This is a genomic window from Tepidimicrobium xylanilyticum, from assembly GCF_900106765.1.
GTDB lineage: Bacteria > Bacillota > Clostridia > Tissierellales > Tepidimicrobiaceae > Tepidimicrobium > Tepidimicrobium xylanilyticum.
This window is the reverse complement of record NZ_FNNG01000009.1, coordinates 92,796-109,786: the sequence shown is the minus strand read 5'-3', so window position 1 is coordinate 109,786 and position 16,991 is coordinate 92,796. Positions and strand designations below refer to the sequence as shown.

Annotated in this window: 15 protein-coding genes; 3 read left to right on the top strand and 12 right to left on the bottom strand. The window is 32.9% G+C overall.

From position 1 onward, the window contains the following. Positions 1-12: 12 nt before the first annotated feature. From BLV68_RS10395 to BLV68_RS10355, 9 genes are all read right to left on the bottom strand, one after another. The gene (locus tag BLV68_RS10395) at positions 13-951 is read right to left on the bottom strand and encodes a 2Fe-2S iron-sulfur cluster-binding protein (RefSeq protein WP_093753545.1); all 939 of its coding nucleotides are present in this window, start codon (positions 949-951) and stop codon (positions 13-15) included. A 16-nt stretch (positions 952-967) separates the two neighbouring features. Beyond that, the gene (locus tag BLV68_RS10390; RefSeq protein WP_455432175.1) at positions 968-2,854 is read right to left on the bottom strand and encodes an NADH-ubiquinone oxidoreductase-F iron-sulfur binding region domain-containing protein; all 1,887 of its coding nucleotides are present in this window, start codon (positions 2,852-2,854) and stop codon (positions 968-970) included. Between the two features lie 18 nt (positions 2,855-2,872). Continuing rightward, positions 2,873-3,358 carry an NADH-quinone oxidoreductase subunit NuoE gene (nuoE, locus tag BLV68_RS10385; protein WP_093753543.1) on the bottom strand — a complete coding sequence of 162 codons (486 nt, stop codon included), beginning with the start codon at positions 3,356-3,358 and terminating at the stop codon, positions 2,873-2,875. 231 nt (positions 3,359-3,589) lie between these two features. Further along, positions 3,590-4,918 carry a circularly permuted type 2 ATP-grasp protein gene (locus tag BLV68_RS10380; protein WP_093753541.1) on the bottom strand — a complete coding sequence of 443 codons (1,329 nt, stop codon included), beginning with the start codon at positions 4,916-4,918 and terminating at the stop codon, positions 3,590-3,592. Then, complete coding sequence (locus tag BLV68_RS10375; protein WP_093753539.1) at positions 4,896-6,221, bottom strand: glutamate--cysteine ligase; 1,326 nt, start codon at positions 6,219-6,221, stop codon at positions 4,896-4,898. Before BLV68_RS10375 ends, BLV68_RS10380 begins: the two co-directional genes overlap by 23 nt. Positions 6,222-6,365: 144 nt before the next feature. After that, positions 6,366-6,851: a Cys-tRNA(Pro) deacylase gene (ybaK, locus tag BLV68_RS10370; RefSeq protein ID WP_093753537.1), complete on the bottom strand. Its 486-nt coding sequence runs from the start codon at positions 6,849-6,851 to the stop codon at positions 6,366-6,368. A 69-nt stretch (positions 6,852-6,920) separates the two neighbouring features. Then, entirely contained in the window at positions 6,921-8,048 is a 1,128-nt protein-coding gene (locus BLV68_RS10365; RefSeq protein ID WP_093753535.1) for an ABC transporter permease, read from the bottom strand. Next, positions 8,035-9,090, bottom strand: a complete 1,056-nt coding sequence (locus tag BLV68_RS10360) for an ABC transporter permease (RefSeq protein WP_093753533.1) — start codon at positions 9,088-9,090, stop codon at positions 8,035-8,037. Before BLV68_RS10360 ends, BLV68_RS10365 begins: the two co-directional genes overlap by 14 nt. 1 nt (position 9,091) lies before the next feature. Next, positions 9,092-10,024 carry an ABC transporter ATP-binding protein gene (locus BLV68_RS10355; protein WP_093753531.1) on the bottom strand — a complete coding sequence of 311 codons (933 nt, stop codon included), beginning with the start codon at positions 10,022-10,024 and terminating at the stop codon, positions 9,092-9,094. A 172-nt stretch (positions 10,025-10,196) separates the two neighbouring features. Here BLV68_RS10355 and BLV68_RS10350 point away from each other — a divergent pair, with 172 nt between their 5' ends. Both BLV68_RS10350 and BLV68_RS10345 read left to right on the top strand, forming a co-directional pair. After that, positions 10,197-11,243, top strand: coding sequence for a sensor histidine kinase (locus tag BLV68_RS10350; RefSeq protein ID WP_093753529.1), 1,047 nt, complete (start codon positions 10,197-10,199; stop codon positions 11,241-11,243). A gap of 5 nt (positions 11,244-11,248) precedes the next feature. Next, positions 11,249-11,869 carry a response regulator transcription factor gene (locus BLV68_RS10345; protein ID WP_093753527.1) on the top strand — a complete coding sequence of 207 codons (621 nt, stop codon included), beginning with the start codon at positions 11,249-11,251 and terminating at the stop codon, positions 11,867-11,869. Between the two features lie 62 nt (positions 11,870-11,931). Here the strand turns inward: BLV68_RS10345 and BLV68_RS10340 are convergent, their stop codons facing one another. Beyond that, entirely contained in the window at positions 11,932-12,675 is a 744-nt protein-coding gene (locus BLV68_RS10340) for a transposase (protein ID WP_093753525.1), read from the bottom strand. A gap of 135 nt (positions 12,676-12,810) precedes the next feature. After that, the gene (locus BLV68_RS10335) at positions 12,811-13,701 is read right to left on the bottom strand and encodes a LysR family transcriptional regulator (RefSeq protein WP_093753523.1); all 891 of its coding nucleotides are present in this window, start codon (positions 13,699-13,701) and stop codon (positions 12,811-12,813) included. Between the two features lie 113 nt (positions 13,702-13,814). Here BLV68_RS10335 and BLV68_RS10330 point away from each other — a divergent pair, with 113 nt between their 5' ends. Next, positions 13,815-15,005, top strand: a complete 1,191-nt coding sequence (locus BLV68_RS10330) for a coenzyme F420-0:L-glutamate ligase (RefSeq protein WP_093753521.1) — start codon at positions 13,815-13,817, stop codon at positions 15,003-15,005. A gap of 132 nt (positions 15,006-15,137) precedes the next feature. On the opposite strand, the gene BLV68_RS10325 is transcribed toward BLV68_RS10330, so the two are convergent. Then, positions 15,138-16,664, bottom strand: a complete 1,527-nt coding sequence (locus BLV68_RS10325) for a sigma-70 family RNA polymerase sigma factor (protein ID WP_234949883.1) — start codon at positions 16,662-16,664, stop codon at positions 15,138-15,140. Positions 16,665-16,991: the final 327 nt, after the last annotated feature.

Genomic DNA, 16,991 nt, shown 5'->3' with positions numbered 1-16,991 from the left:
CTTATTCAACTCCTACTTGCTTTTCTCCTCTTCTAGTAATAATTTTTCGAATACATCACCCAATTCTAAAGCTTCCTTCCAACTAGTTTCTACAAACTTTCCATTAACCTTTTTATAAGGAGTCTCAGGTTCATTTACATATAGAAATTCAGTAGTAAGCCTTCCCTTTAAGCATAAAGGCCTTCCTTCAGATGGAGCTTTTGCCCTTACTGCAATATTTTTTCCCCTTTTAGATATTACTTCAAAATTACATCCATAATCACAAGCTTTACATTTAACACCCTTTATATCGCTATCCCAAACTCTAGTTTTTCCTAATAGCCTCTTATCCACTAAAGCTCCTACTGGACATACAGTTACACATCTATTACAGGATACACAGGTAGATTCCTCTAGTGTAAAATCTGCATCAGCAACTATTCGGGTGTCAAAACCCCTGCCTGCAAAGGATAAAACCTTTCTATCGTGAACCTGAGCACAGGTTCTTACACATTTACCACACAGGATACACTTGCTATCGTCCTTTAATATATAAGGACTGGATGTGTCTACATAATTAGGTCTTCTTGCCCCACCGTGTTTCCTAAACTTAACATCATATCTATAGGCATAGGTCTGAAGTAAGCATTCACCTGCTTTTTGACAGGTTAAACAATCATTAGGATGGTTGTCTAAAAGGAGTTGTAGAATTTCCCTCCTCATGGCCACTACCCTTTCCGATTCGGTATATACAACCATCCCTTCCCTTACCTTAGTAGAACAGGAAGCTTCTAACTTTTTTCTTCCCTCTATCTCTACTAAGCAGAGCCTACAAGCAGAAACTACCTCTAAATTGGGGTCATAGCATAGAGCAGGAATATCTATGCCTATTTTCTTTGCTGCTTGAATAATATAATAATCCTTGGGCACTGTTACCTTTTGCCCATCTATAGTAAGAGTTACATTTCCCATAATAAACCTCCCATTTCTATCTCTTGATTACAGCTCCAACTGGACAAACCTCCATACAAGTACCACATTTAATACATTCATCGGTATTTATTACATGTCTTTCCTTTACTTTTCCACTAATGCAAGAAACAGGACAGTTTCTAGCACATTTAGTACAGCCTATACAATTTTCTGTAATAAAGAACTGTAATAGGGCTTGGCATGAACCGGCTGGACATCTCTTTTCGTATACATGGGCTTCATATTCATCCCTAAAATACTTCATAGTAGATATTACTGGATTTGCAGCAGTTTGTCCTAGACCGCATAAGGAACCATTGGTTATGGTTTCAGATAGGGATTCTAGCCTATCTAAATCCTCTGGAGTTCCTTCCCCATTGGTTATCCTTTCTAATATTTCTAACATTCGTTTAGTTCCTTCCCTACATGGAACACATTTACCGCAGGATTCTTCTACGGTAAAATCCAAGAAAAATCTTGCTATATCTACCATGCAATTATCCTCATCCATTACAACCATTCCACCAGAACCCATTATGGAACCCAACTCTGCTAAGGATTTAAAATCTACAGGAGTATCTATGTATTCCTTTGGTATACAACCACCAGAAGGTCCTCCTGTTTGAACTGCCTTAAATTCTTTCCCATTAGGTATGCCTCCACCTATGTCGTAAATAATGTCCCTCAATGTAATTCCCATAGGTATTTCAACTAATCCAGTGTTGTTAATCTTACCTCCTAATGCAAATACTTTGGTTCCCGGTGAATCCTCTGTGCCGATATTTTTAAACCACTCTACTCCTTTTTGAAATATTACCGGGATGTTTGCAAAAGTTTCCACATTATTTATTACCGTCGGTTTCCCCCATAAGCCTTTATGAGCAGTTCTGTGGATTTTAGTCCTTGGCATTCCTCTCCTGCCTTCTATGGATTCCATTAAAGCAGTTCCTTCACCACATACAAAAGCTCCTGCTCCTAATCTTAACTCTATATCGAAACTAAAATCTGTTCCTAATATGTTTTTGCCTAATAGGCCCTTTTCCTTGGCCTGTTCTATGGCAATTTTTAATCTTTTTACTGCTATAGGATACTCTGCTCTTACATATATATAACCTTGATCGGAACCTATTGCATAACCACAGATAGCCATAGCTTCCAATACAGAATGAGGATCTCCCTCCAATATGGACCTATCCATAAAAGCACCCGGATCCCCTTCGTCCGCATTGCATATTACATATTTTTTATCTGCTGAATACCTATAGGCAGTTTCCCATTTTACGCCTGCTGGGAAGCCTGCTCCACCCCTTCCCCTTACATTGGCAGCCTTAACGAAATCGATTACCTCTTGTTGGCTCATTTCAGTTAATACCTTAGCTAAAGCTTGGTAGCCGTCGAAGGCTATGTATTCATCGATATCTTCAGGATTTATAAGTCCGCAGTTTCTTAAAGCCACCCTAGTTTGTTTTTTATAGAAATTCACTTCATTAACGGGTAAAATGGCTTCTTCTTTAACTGCTCCTTGGTACAAGAGCCTTTTTACTAGATTTCCATTTACAAAATGTTCCTCTACTATTTCATCAACATCTTCTAGCTTAACATGGCTATAGAATATACCCTCTGGATAGATAACTATATTAGGACCAGTTTCACATAAACCGAAACAACCTGTTAATGATACCTTTATATTATCCAGTCCTATTTCTTCAGCTTTCTTTTCTAATAGCTGTCTAATTTCATCTCCTTGAGAAGAATGGCATCCAGTACCACCACATACTAACACGTGAACCATTTTGGATTTCATATCTATTTTGTCATAGGATATAATAGACTGCTCCCCGCGTCTTACATTGATTTTTGCCAAGGTATCCTCTTTAATCCTATTTAATTCGTTAATAGTTATCAAATTACCACCTCCGAATTATCTATACTTTTCTATAATCTCTTCTACATCGTCGGGCTTTAACTTACCGTATACATCTTCGTTAACAGTCAATACTGGAGCTAATCCACAAGCCCCTAAACATCTAGTGGCATCAATGGAAAATTTTCTATCGGGCGTAGTTTGTCCCACGTCTATTCCTAATACTTCTTTTAACTTGTCCAATATCTCCTGAGAACCCTTTACATAGCAGGCTGTACCTAAACACACACCGATTTTATATTCCCCTTTGGGTATGAGAGAGAATTGAGAATAGAAGGTTGCTACTCCATAAATTTCGGATAGGGGGATTTTAAGCTCTTGAGAAATTAACTTTTGGACTTCAATGGGAAGATAGCCGAATGATTCCTGAGCTTTATGCAGTACCGACATTAAAAGGCCCTTTTTCCCTTTGTTTTCTCGCATGAAAACTTTTAAATCTTTAATCTTTTCCTCGTTTGCCTCCCAATCAAATGCAAATTCCATTTCCTAACCTCCTTTATATGTCCTATTCAAAAATAGACAGCCAATTACAATTATGCTGCCTTCTCATTCAATGTTGCAGTTAATATTTGCTTTATGATTATTATGAAAATTTAATTTATTACAAATTTAATACTAATGTATTTTAAGTCAATTGTCAACATTAGCAATACAGGTGTCGATAGAGGAATTCTATCCATGTAAAGCATAAAAAGGCACCTTAGCAAGCTTTTGCTAAAGTGCCTTTTCTTTTACCAGCATGCTGGGGATGGAAAAGTATCCTTCCCTTCCAAATATTATATTTTCTCTGCTAATCCTAGTATATGCTCCTGCAAACTTTCCGTTATACATATAAACTCCAATATTAAGTTTAAAATCCCTAACCTTAAGCTCTCCGTCTTCAAATTGAACAAAGGGCCTAGTATATGGGGCTATGAACTCCTGAAATAGGTAATCCTTGTTCCAAGAGTCTTTTAATATTTCTTCCCACTCCTCTTGGGTGTAATCCCTACCAGCATGAACTCCTTGAGATGCGTAAGAGTCTATAGGCTTAATTATATATCTATCCTTATTCATTAAAACCCTATTGAATACCCTATCATCGCCGCCAAATTCCTCTGTAAAAGGTACATGGTTTTTTATAAGATTTCTCTCTTCCTCTGAAAGAAATTCAAGGGTTTCTTCATCATGGAGTATTTTAAATATGATCTTATTATGCATTATCTGAGACCTTAAAGAACCTATTGAACAAACTACACCATCTTTATAGGCCTGTATTAAATCTGGAATTTCATCGGCCTTTTCAATAAATTCTGCTGTAACTATTCTCCTATATATAAGGTCTATCCTCATGTCTTCATAATAGAGTTTTCCATCTATATATTTTAGGTCCTTTGGATCTGCAATTACTGCATTATAGCCCTTTTTGATATAGGCTTTCTTAAAGGTTTCAAATTCAGCAGTAATCCCACTTTCTATAAAGTCAACAATGGCTATGTTGGGCTTATCAACCTTTTTACTAAATTTATCATATATTCTTAAGCTTTCCTCAACCCAGCTATCAACCAATTCAAAATAGGAAATGTCATACCTTTCCTTCATTATCTTCATGGACTGACTTTCCAATAGTATGTTAGAAAAAATATTGTCCTCATTCATACCAGAGGTGCCATCAGTATTAATTTCTATAAATTTGAACTCGTCTCCTCCATAGAATAAGTCAAATCTTCCTATAGGAACATTTATATCATAACCTGGGTTATTCAATATAAGCTCTTCTAACAATTTTGGATACTTAAATTTCCTTCTATATTGGGGTGATTCTAAGTACTTATTGGTTACTTTATTGGTTATGGATGTAATGAGCATCGTTAAATTTTTAAATCTTTCAATATCCTCTTCGGTAAAAAACATAGGCTGATACAAAAATGGTATTGGTTTCCCCTTGTACTTTGCATTAGACTTTGCTACTTCTTCTACAGTTCTTAAATAATCTTTATAATATTTTTCAGGATGTCTTTTTATTATATCTATATATTCCTTAGTTACACTTAGTCCATCCATATCTATTTCCCCCTATTAAATGGTTTAATATACACCAGTTTACTGATTCCTTTCTCCCTAGCTGTTCCTTTTCTTCAATTACCCTATAGGGATTCTTCCTTTCGTTAAACATGCTCTCCAAGGGTAGAATATATTTCTTCTCGTCTGAGTCCAATCCATCTTTGGCCATCTTGATAATCTTACTCCCCATTTCATATATGGACCTATTCTTAAATTGTCCTTCCAAACCCTTTTCAAATATGCTCATTTTAGCCTTTACCACATCATCCATGTTTATATCTTTTATATATTTATAGATTTCATCTAAGTTTTTCTCATTATAAAAAATGCCCTTTATTAGTGCAAGTGCAGCAAAATTCAATGGATAAGGTACAGAATCCATCATTCGTATTTCTATATATTTTTTGGTCCTTACATCTGGAAAGAACATTGTGAGAATATGTTCCAACTCTTCAATGGAATAATTGTCGGGATCGAATATTTCCTTAACCAGTTTATTTCCCGTATAATACATCCTCTTCCCATCATCTATAAATATGGGTGGACCATTTAGGATGTATTCAGCATATTTATTATAACCAAAGTCCTCATCGAAGGTCCCTTTGACTATTCCAGATCTATCCTTATCACAATTTTCCCAAATATAGGCCCTTAATCCAAACCTATCCCATCTTTTCCCTTCAAAATAATATCCATTATCAAACATGGCATAAAGTACGGGAGACAATGCATTGGCTACCTTAAACTTTTTAATATAGTCCTTTTCAGATTTATAATCTATGGCTACCTGTAATGAAGCAGTTCCCTTCATCATATTATGGGCATGGGTTCCTTTAGTCTTAAAGTATTCAAACATATAATCATATCTTTTTTTAGGTAGTAGTTTTATTTGGTCAATCCTAGTTACAGGATGATACCCAATAGCTATTAAACCCTGATTTTTCCTATCCAGAATGGGAATTATCTGGTTAAGAAACTCCATATACTCCTTTTCTAAATCCTCAATATTCTTCTGAGGTTTAACGCTAAATTCCAGTTGGCTCCCAGGCTCCAATGTAATTACCTTGTTCCCATTCCTTAGACTTAATAAGTACTCTCCTTCATCTTCCCCATTCCACCCATGCTTCTCCAACTCCTTAAGTGTCTCTTCTACTCCACTTTCTCCATAATAGGAAATGGTCTCTAGGCTTTCTTTGTCTATTACAAAATGTTCAAACTCCATTCCTATTTTGAAATCTTCCTTAGATTTTTCATTGGCTTTAAAATAGCTTGCTATCTCCCTTATCTGTTTATTATAGTCCACTTTCAATATCTCCTCTCTACTTCCTGCTATACTAATAGTATTTGGATAATCTAATATTCAAATACCCATTTTGTTAGATATTAAAAATAAAGTAGCTTAATTTTTTCGTTAAGCTACTTAAAACTTTTACTTTGGTCTATAAGATTATTCACGCAGTTTTATGAACTTTTGAATTTTTGCTCCAGTTATTAGCTGCAAATCCCTTGGATTTAACTCAATTTGTACTCCAATTTTACCCCCACTTACAATTATAGTGTCTAGCTGCATAGCTGACTCATGGATAAAGGTTGGATATGCCTTTTTCATGCCTATAGGGGAACAGCCTCCTCGTACATAACCTGTGTATTTAGGTATATCCTTAACGGGAATCATATCAAGCTTCTTTTCTCCAGAAACCCTTGCAGCCTTTTTCAAGTTCAATTCTTCCGCTACGGGAATTATAAATACATATAACTGGCCGGTATTTCCTTGAGTTACCAATGTTTTAAATACCTCTTCCGGTTTTCTATTTATTTTTTTGGCAACAGAAAGTCCATCTATATTTTTATCCTTAGTATCATAAGTAATTATGCTATATTTTATATTATTGCTATCTAAAATCCTCATGGCATTAGTTTTTACATGGGACATATATTCACCCTCTAATCAGTTTAATTCCACTTTTATTATAAGCATAGGAAAAATAAAACTCAACTATAATTAGACTTCTTGAGCCGTTTTAGATAAATATAGCCCCACTAGTAAAAAGGCTAGGCCAAATAGCAATTGCATGAATATATCATTTTTTACACCTAATAATGAGCTAGTCTGCATATCATTTATCCTCACAAAATAGTAAGTGGGAAAAAACTTAGCTAAGGTCAAAACCTTATCTCCTAAAAACTGTTGAGGCACCATTACCCCTGATATGAAAGAGGTACCTAAAGACAATACTACAGATAGGCAGTTTATTACAAATTTATTTCGGGTAATGTTGTTTATTAAAAATGTAAGACACAAAATGGAAAAGGAAAAAACTATAGTATTAACAAGGTAGATATTAAAGTTTATTTCCCTTATATATTTTCCCTTTATAATAATGCTTCCTAGTATAAATATGAATGTAATAATACCAGCCAATGATAATTGACCTAAATATAATTCCTTATTAAACCTTAAAAACCGCTTTGAGGAGATTTTCCTTCTATTCTCAATATTATATTCATTGAAATCAGCCATCACCAACCCTATAACAGAAATATAACATGCTATGGTTACATAAGCGGTAAAGTTAAAATAATATCTAAACCACTCGTTAGTCCCTTTGTCTATCCCCCTACTGCCATCCCTTATCATGTTAACATTAACCTTTTCGCTTAATGCCGATTTTACAGCATTGAGATCAAATTTCCCTTCCTCATGGGTAGCATTGGCAAATAGAAGAAATTTTTCAATCTGATGTTCTATTTGTATGGATTCAGCTTTTCTATCGTCCCTGTAAACCTCAATGACTTTTTCCTTGCTTACTACCTTCTCTTCAAACTCCTCCGGTATTACTACTACAGCATCTACTATTTGCAAAAAAATCTGCTCCCTTATAATCTCCTCTTCCGGCGAAACATCTATTATATTGTTTTTCGATTCCAAATAATCCTTTAAACTATTGGACAATGGACTATTGCTATTATCTATTATCCCAATATTCAACTTAGTTTCAATAAAGCTCATTTCTTCTTGAATATGTCCAGAGGTATTAATAATTGCAAAAAAGAAAAATAATAGAGTATTAGAAAGAATTAACCATTTATTCCTTAACGCCATTTTAATAAAGTATTTATATACTGTCATAGTCCCGCCTCCTTAAAAATAAGTAGGATAAAAAAATAAATAATATTGAATATAAAGAAAGGATTAAGGTTCCTTCTCTAACGGTCCTAGTGCTCCCTAATAAATTTAACCTATATAAATTATTGCTAATAATCGAAATAGGATTTATCCTGCCTAAAATTGGAATATTCTTATCCAAAACTACTTTAATATTAGGTCCCATCATTCCTGATAAAAGGGAAAAGAATAGAACAATAACTACAGCCATTGTAATTTTTGCATTTTCACTTTTTCTATTGGAAGCACCAATAAACATTCCAAGAGCAGTTCCAAAAAGATTGCCTAGTATTATAAAAATACTGCTATATTTAAACTCATTTAATAATTCTAGCTTTAAAACATACTTAATGAATATGAACAATATTCCATTGGCAAATAGGTTCAAGGCTAATCCCACTATTACTCCCGCTATTAGAAATTCATGTTTTTTCAATGGAGTAACATTGAGCCTTACTCCAATATGTGATAAGTTTGCCTGAATCACGCTAACAACCGTAATACCTCCAAAGATTCCATAGGTGGAAACCATAGCAACTAATGAATAAAATATAATTACCATTAAATTCGCCTCTTGGTTCCTATCCAGTATATGGTCTGCTTCAAAGTCATAGTTTTCAATTGGCTTATTTAACCTTTCCATCTGCTTTATCTGTTCAATTACTTCCTTTATAATAGTTTGATTTATGCCAGATTCTTTTACCATTAGGTTTAAGTCACTATCTATAAAACCATGGATTTCGCCATTGTTTAACTTCTCTTGTACCTCAGCTTGGGAAACTTTATGAATATTTAATATCTTAATTTCTTCTAATATAGATTCAATTCTATTTCCCTTTTCTATTCCTATATTGATATCCTCCAGTTCTATATCCATCATTCCATTAAAAGCTAAGTAAAAAAAAGTTGCTAATATTACTGGATATATTAGACACCAAAATGAAAATCCAAACTCCCTAATTAGGTTTTTTCCCTGATATATACAATTTCTTAATAGAGTTTTCATATCAATCCCTAAGCTCCTTTCCAGTTAGCTCCAAAAATACATCATTTAATGTAGGCAGTTGGCTGTGAAGCTTGGTATATGTTAATTCCTTTTCCTTAATAAATTCCAGTAAATTTGTTAAGTTGTTAAAGCCGTTTTCGAATTTTATCATATAATCGTCTCCATCCTTTTCTATATCGATCACATGAGGTAGTTTTTTCATCTCTGAAACCGTTTCATCTCGAATTTCAGAAAAACTAACTATTATCTTTTCTGATGTAGTTATCATGGCTTTTAATTCTTCCTTTGTCCCTGAAACCAAATCCTTGCCATTATCCATTATTATTATCCTTTTACATAACATTTCCGCTTCTTCTAAATAATGAGTGGTATATATGATGGTACTACCTTCCTCATTTAACTGCTTTATTCCATTTAGGATAAAATTCCTACTTTGGGCATCTACTGCAACGGTAGGTTCATCTAAAAAGATTAACTTAGGCTTATGGACTATTCCGCAGGCAATATTTAATCTCCTTTTTAGCCCACCGCTTAATTTTTTAGGATAAAACTTCACATAATCCTTTAAATCTACAAATTCTATGGCTTCATCCACAAATCGTCTCCTTAAATTTTTGTCATATATATATAATCCGCAAAAATAATCAATATTTTCCCTTACAGTTAAATTTCCAAATACAGAAACCTCTTGAGGAACCAAGCCTATTTGCCTTTTAATGTCATATGCATCGGGAGACATTTTCTTGCCAAAGACTTCAATCTCTCCTTTATCAAAACTTAGCAAGGATAATATACAGTTTATGGCTGTCGTCTTGCCACAACCATTTGGTCCTAGGAGCCCTAAAACTTCACCCTCGTCTACTTCCATATTGAAATGGTCTAGAGCTATTATTTCCTTATATCTTTTAACTAAATTTTTAACCTTTACTACCATTTAAACCACTCCTATCCTATTTTGGTAAGACCATTATATAATTTTAATTTCCTTCCTTGTAGTGTATAAAGTTAGTATTTCGTATGACATATGTCATAGCTAAAATTGTATTCACTAACAAATATTAGTATAATTAAACTAGTAATTAGATTAGCTGTAGGGGGAACCAACAATGAGAAAGTTTTGGGAAAAGTCCTTAATCCTGATGCTCTGCTTATATAATAGTTTCAGCATTAATCTTAATGATAATTTACATTTTTATTTTATTATAAGTATCATATTTTCTTGCTTTTTAGATTTAATTACTAACAATAGAATAAAGATAACAGTCTATACCCTATTTTTAATATTATGTTTTTACAATGCCCATTGCCTATTCTATTTGCCCTTAATCTTATATAATGGGTACTTGGATTATGGTAAATACGTTTTGCTGATATTTCCATTAATTTGGATAGATTTTTCATTAATAAATTTTCTATTCTCGATTATCTCAATTCATTTGGCAGCCATGACAAAGGAACATAATATTCTATTAAACGAGAACAAGATAGTGCGGGATAAATTAAAGGAGGATACTCTCTATTTGCAAAAATATAATGAACAGTTGAGAATAGACCGGGAAAAGAATATCCAAATTGCCATACTTACTGAGAGGAATAGAATTGCACGAGAACTTCACGATTCAATAGGTCACGGGATAAGCAGCAGCATATTACAAGTGGAAGCTTTAAAATTTATATCCACAGAGGACAGAGTTCTGAAAAAATTGGACATCCTTCAAGAAACCTTAAAAAGAGGAATGGAAGATATAAGAAAGAGCATTCATAATCTATATAATGAATCCTTGGATTTAAAAAGACAAATTGAAAAACTATGTGGTGAAACTCCCAATTTAAATATAGAGCTTATATATAAAATTGAAGAAGATTTAAGCTATGATTTGAAATTCGATATATTATCAGTTGTAAGAGAGGGAATTACCAATTGTGTCAAACACTCTAATGCAACCAAATTAAAAGTAACTATACTAGACCAGCCAAAATTCTATACAATAATAATAAAGGATAATGGAACTAATTTTAATAAGAATACTTTAACTTCAAGTAAAGGCATTGGCCTTATTTCTATTAAAGAAATAGCCTATAAATATAATGGATTTGTAAATTATAGTTTTGATAAGGGCTTTAAAATTCACTTAACTTTAATGAAGGGGTAATAGGTATGAATATCATAATTATAGATGATGATCCTTTAGTAGTAGAATCTTTAAAAACCATAATAGAAGCCAATGGAATAGAGATATTGGCAGTCGGTTATAATGGCCATCAAGCTGTAGAACTTTATGAAAAATATAAACCCGACTTAATGCTTATGGACATAAGGATGGAAAGGTTAAACGGCTTAGATGCAACTAGGGAAATATTAAAAATAAACCCTGAAGCCAGGATATTGCTTATAACCACCTTCCAAGATGATGAATACATAGGATCAGCCCTTTCCTTGGGCTGTAAAGGCTACATATTAAAGCAAAATATTAAAGGAATTATTCCAGCCATCAATGCAGTTTACTCGGGAAATCTAGTCTTTGATTCAAAGATTGTGTCAAATATTAAGAAATACTCTAAAAGGGACAATATCGATACAGACCTGTCGGAAAGGGAATTGGATATCCTTCTTTTAGTAGCAGAAGGGTTAAACAATAAAGAAATTGCAGAAAAACTATATTTAAGCGAAGGAACTGTTAGAAACTATATTTCTAATATGTTGGATAAGCTAGGTCTTAGGGATAGGACACAACTAGCAATATATTATTATAAAATGAAATATGGTGTGGAAAAATAACAGGACAATGACGTGTCATAGGGACGCTTTGTCATAGGGACGCTTTGTTTGCCATCCGTTCCTTATACCTTCTCCCAAATACCCCTACCAATCCCCGTTACATTTGATAATTGTCTGTTGCTAGCTTTTGTAACGTTTTTTATTTCCCTCAATACCTCATCTCTTGTTTCTTTATCTAATTCTTTTAATTTCGAAATATCAATAATTGACATAATCATTTTTTCTAATTCCTTATCAGTATATCTTATTCGCTCATTATATTCTAAACATTTATCTTTATTTCTTTCCATCATGAATTTTTTAAAATTTTTAATGTTTGAAAATAATTCCATAGCAAACTTTATATTAGTTATTTCTCTTTTACTTTTCATGATATATTCATTATAGCTACTCCATTCATAATCTTCCATATTTATTACCATATTTGCTTTAATCGGATTCTGATGAATATATCGCAAAACTATCAAAAAATATACATCATCATTCACTGGTTCACTTCTAAAACGATTCTGAAAAAGATGCCCATTTCTTCCATATTTTATATTAAAATATTGTGCATATCCAACTGCTATTCTTCTAATTGCATCTCCAATTTTCTCTGTTCCCTCTTTAAGTAGAATATGAACATGATTAGGCATAAGGCAATAACCATATACTTCAAATTTGCTTATTTCCATTGCCCTGTTTACATAATATAAAAATTTTTCATAATCTTGCTTTCCTGCAAAAATATCCTTTTTGTCTATTCCCTTAAGCATCACATGATATATTCCTGTTTCACTTCTTTCCCTTGCTTTTCTAGGCATATTATCCCCCTTTCCTAAACAACGGGTATAATCTCTGGTTGTAGTATTCTACAAACTTTTCTTTTTTCCTTTATTTTGATATTTTTATATTAATGATAATATAATAATTTGTAAAATAAATAAAAGAAGTGGCAATCAAAGCGTCCCTATACCACAATCCTGAACAAATTTTGTAGCAGCAGGTGATAGGGATACGGTTTTTAAAAAACAAACTCCAATGGTTCTTTTAGGTATTTCTTCATTCAATTCGACCTCATATACCAGTTTATTGGATAAGTATTCTTGAGAAAATTCTTTTATAACACAGGATATACCAAGATTGATCCTTGCAAATTCCAATAACAAATCGTGGGAACCCAGTTCAATTTCTGGTTCTATTTTAACCCCCTTAGATAATATGTACTTCTCTACATACAATCTGGAATTTGATTTAAGTTCTAGTAATATCAATGGTAATTTAGCCAATTGCTTAAAGCTTAATGGCATAGATAGTTTTTCTTTATACTTTGCTCCACAGACAAATATATCATGAATATCCATTAATTCTATTATTTCCAATGAAGAGTCCCTAACTGGTAAATTACAAATTGCTATATCAACTTCCCCAGACTTCAATAAAGTGCAAAGTTCGTGAGTAGTACCATTAACAATCTTTAACTTGATATTTGGATATGCACTATGGAACTTTTCTAAATAGGGCAATAAAAAGTAGCGAGATATCGTATCCCCAACCCCTATTTTTAGTTCTCCCGCCATAAGGTTTTTAGACTCAATAACCTTCCTTTGCCCTACGCCTATTAAATTAATGGCCGAATTTACATGTTCAAATAGAATCTGTCCTTCATTAGTTAGAACTACCCCTTTAGGCGTTCGTGTAAATAAACGTATCTCTAATTCGCTTTCTAACTGCATAATTGCCTGACTAACAGCTGGTTGTGTCATATATAAGGATTTGGCAGCCTTAGAAAAACTGCCATGTTTGGCTACTTCACAAAAAATTTTATACAGATCTAGTTTTATAGACATATAAGCACTCCTTATACCTAGTATAATATATATTTATTTTACTTATATCATAAAATAGTGTATATTACAAGTGTAATGATTTTGTTGAGATTTAACTTAAAGGAGAGGTTAATATGGAAAGGATGGCTGGTACTATTGCTATAGGGCTTCGTACTCCGATTATAAAGGAAGGAGATGATATTGAAGAAATAGTTGTAAGTACCATATTAAAAGCTTCAGAAGTAGAAGGTTTTTCCATTGATGATAAAGATATTATTTCCGTAACAGAATCTATAGTTGCTCGTGCTCAAGGAAACTATGTAAGTGTAGACCACATCTCAAAAGACATAACTTCAAAATTTGGAAAGGAAACAATTGGTGTAATATTTCCCATCTTAAGCCGTAATCGTTTCTCCATCTGCCTTCGCGGTATTGCAAAAGGAGTTAAAAAAATTATTTTAATGCTTCAATATCCCTCTGATGAAGTAGGCAACCCCTTAATAAGTTTAGATGAATTAGATAAAAAAGGTATTAATCCTTGGACAGATACTTTAACTGAAAAAGAGTTTAGAAGGCTATTTGGATACAAAAAACACCCTTTTACTGGAATTGACTATATTAATTATTATAAATCCATTATTGAAGCACATGGAACTGAATGCCAAATTATATTTTCAAATGATCCCAAGACCATTTTAAATTATACTAAAGATGTTTTAGCCTGTGATATACATTCCAGATTTAGAACGAAAATAATATTAAAAGCAAATGGTGCCAATAAAATTTATAGCCTTGATGATATCTTAACTAAATCTATTGATGGCAGTGGGTATAATGAGACATATGGTCTTTTAGGTTCCAACAAAACCACAGAAGAAAAAGTTAAGCTTTTCCCAAGAGATTGCCAGCCTATCGTTGATAAAATTCAAAATATGATTAAAGATAAAACTGAAAAAACTGTTGAAGTCATGATTTATGGAGATGGTGCCTTTAGAGATCCTGTAGGCAATATCTGGGAATTAGCTGACCCTATTGTATCCCCAGCTTATACCAAAGGACTTGAAGGCACGCCAAATGAAATTAAGCTCAAATATCTTGCTGATAATACCTTTGCCAATTTGAAAGGAGAAGAACTTAATAAAGCCATTTATGAATATATAAAACACAAAAATTCTAATCCTGTAGACCCTATGGAAAGACAAGGTACTACTCCAAGAAGGCTTACAGACCTAATAGGCTCCCTAGCCGATTTAATTTCAGGAAGTGGAGATAAGGGTACCCCTGTTGTATATATAAAAGGTTATTTTAATAATTATGTAGAATAAAATAAGTTAGAAGTAACAACATAGGTATTGGTTTTCTATGTGAAATAAAGATTTCTATATTCAAACAAAGAATCTCAAATTTGAGATTCTTTGTTTGAATGGATCATCTAAACTTAAATAATTAGCAAGCCTTTATTTAATAGACTCTGCTATCTTTATTAACTCATCTTTTGCAATTCCTCTACCATTTAGCATATAGATAACGCCATTATATTCCCAATCCAAGCTATTCCCATATAATACTGCATCCACCCCATTTACCTGTATTTTTTCAACTTTGCTTCCTCCAGTTGCATATGCGGTCTCTTCATCCGCAAATCTCTGTTGCATATAAATGAATTCCCCCGTTTTATCATTAGTAAAGTATAGTTCAATATATTTGGAATCCTCTACACTACCATTCTCACCCTTAAAAAATCCCGCTCTGCCAAATTTATAACCTTCTGGCAAATAATCAGGAAGTATGACATCAAAACAAGTATAATCATTTAATTTATCAGTATCCTCAACTATCAGTATTTCTTCTTCCATCATCCTATCCAATTCCGCTACAGTTCTTATCTCTCCTGTTTCTAAATCAAAGGTTGCAATTTCCTCTCCATCGACTGTATATAATTTTTCAAGTTCTTCTGAAAATATTTCTACTGGATTTCCATCCTTATCAAAAATTTTACCCTTAAGTTTTTCTGGAACTGGGAACGATTCTATTTCTCCATATTCTTCTTCAAATACTGTTATATGCCCAAGAGATATGGTCTTTAATACTCTGCCTACCAACTCCTGTGCAGAGGCTGTTTGCATTACGGAAAAACCTAATATACATACCAATGCAATAGAAGCCACCTTAGTAATTGAATGTTTAAGATTCTTTGATTTTTTCATAATACCCACTCCTTTATATTTGCTAATCTTACTTAAAGTTCTAGCATATACTCCCTCTTTATTACTATTCTTGCTGAAATCATTATCGGCCAAAGCTTTACCTATTTCAAAAAGCTCATTATACTCTTCTGATTCCAGCTTATTCTGCCTTTCCAGTCCACTAAAATACGCATCTATGTGCATGGAAAATCTATCTTCAATACTCTTTTTATTATATCGCTCCCCTCTCTCTAATTCTTTCTTTAACTTTTTCATGGCACGATAAAGTATTACCCCAACATTACTTTCAGTAAGATCAAGTATTTCAGCGATTTCTACATTTTTTAATTCTGCCCCAAATTTAAGTGCTATAATGTTTTGCTCCCTTACATCTAATGTTTTTAAAGCTTTTAAAAGCTCGTCATTTGTTTCAGTTGTTTCTATTATATCTTCTGGAGTTTTTTTCCTTGATACCAAATCCTTAATAACATCTATAGATAGAAACCTATATTTTGTGGTACTTCTAAGATAATCATTTACTGTATTTCTAGCTATGGCAAATAGCCATACTTCAAAGGGAGATTTCTCTTTAGAGTATACGTCTATTTTATACATTACCTTTTCAAATACTTGGCTTACTAAATCTTCTGCTGTATAATGACAATTGACTCGATAGTATATATAGTTGTAAACCTTTTTATAATAGGACTCAAAAATATAGGTAAAATCGTTTTTCTCATGTAAATCTTCCCTAGTCTTATTCTTGCCTAAAATATCTACTAACGCAATTTGCTGCACCTTCTTTAAAACCTCCTTCCTGTCCACTCCGTATACTTAGCTAAGCAATATTGGAGTTAATTAAATCTCCCTTCATGTGTTAATACGAATAATTTTCACTTCCATTACACATTATTTTAATATAAACGAAAAAAGTGTTGCTGGAAAACTGTATTTTTAGAAAGAAGATTTATAAAGAAAAGATATTTTACTTTAGTTATAGGAAGTATTAATGGTTAATAGGTTTAAAAAACTTGAAATTAAAATTGCTTAAAGTAGATTGAAATATAAATTATCCTACCAAAATAACTAGGTCATCTAAAAGATAAGGTGCTTAAGAATCTACTT

What these genes read in the sequence shown, in the direction of transcription:
- ybaK (WP_093753537.1), bottom strand. Translation starts at nt 6,851, where the DNA reads ATGTCCCATGTAAAAACTAATGCCATGAGGATTTTAGATAGCAATAAT.
- BLV68_RS10350 (WP_093753529.1), top strand. Translation starts at nt 10,197, where the DNA reads ATGAGAAAGTTTTGGGAAAAGTCCTTAATCCTGATGCTCTGCTTATAT.
- BLV68_RS10360 (WP_093753533.1), bottom strand. Translation starts at nt 9,090, where the DNA reads ATGAAAACTCTATTAAGAAATTGTATATATCAGGGAAAAAACCTAATT.
- BLV68_RS10355 (WP_093753531.1), bottom strand. Translation starts at nt 10,024, where the DNA reads ATGGTAGTAAAGGTTAAAAATTTAGTTAAAAGATATAAGGAAATAATA.
- BLV68_RS10330 (WP_093753521.1), top strand. Translation starts at nt 13,815, where the DNA reads ATGGAAAGGATGGCTGGTACTATTGCTATAGGGCTTCGTACTCCGATT.
- BLV68_RS10380 (WP_093753541.1), bottom strand. Translation starts at nt 4,918, where the DNA reads ATGGATGGACTAAGTGTAACTAAGGAATATATAGATATAATAAAAAGA.
- nuoE (WP_093753543.1), bottom strand. Translation starts at nt 3,358, where the DNA reads ATGGAATTTGCATTTGATTGGGAGGCAAACGAGGAAAAGATTAAAGAT.
- BLV68_RS10345 (WP_093753527.1), top strand. Translation starts at nt 11,249, where the DNA reads ATGAATATCATAATTATAGATGATGATCCTTTAGTAGTAGAATCTTTA.
- BLV68_RS10340 (WP_093753525.1), bottom strand. Translation starts at nt 12,675, where the DNA reads ATGCCTAGAAAAGCAAGGGAAAGAAGTGAAACAGGAATATATCATGTG.
- BLV68_RS10335 (WP_093753523.1), bottom strand. Translation starts at nt 13,701, where the DNA reads ATGTCTATAAAACTAGATCTGTATAAAATTTTTTGTGAAGTAGCCAAA.
- BLV68_RS10365 (WP_093753535.1), bottom strand. Translation starts at nt 8,048, where the DNA reads ATGACAGTATATAAATACTTTATTAAAATGGCGTTAAGGAATAAATGG.
- BLV68_RS10395 (WP_093753545.1), bottom strand. Translation starts at nt 951, where the DNA reads ATGGGAAATGTAACTCTTACTATAGATGGGCAAAAGGTAACAGTGCCC.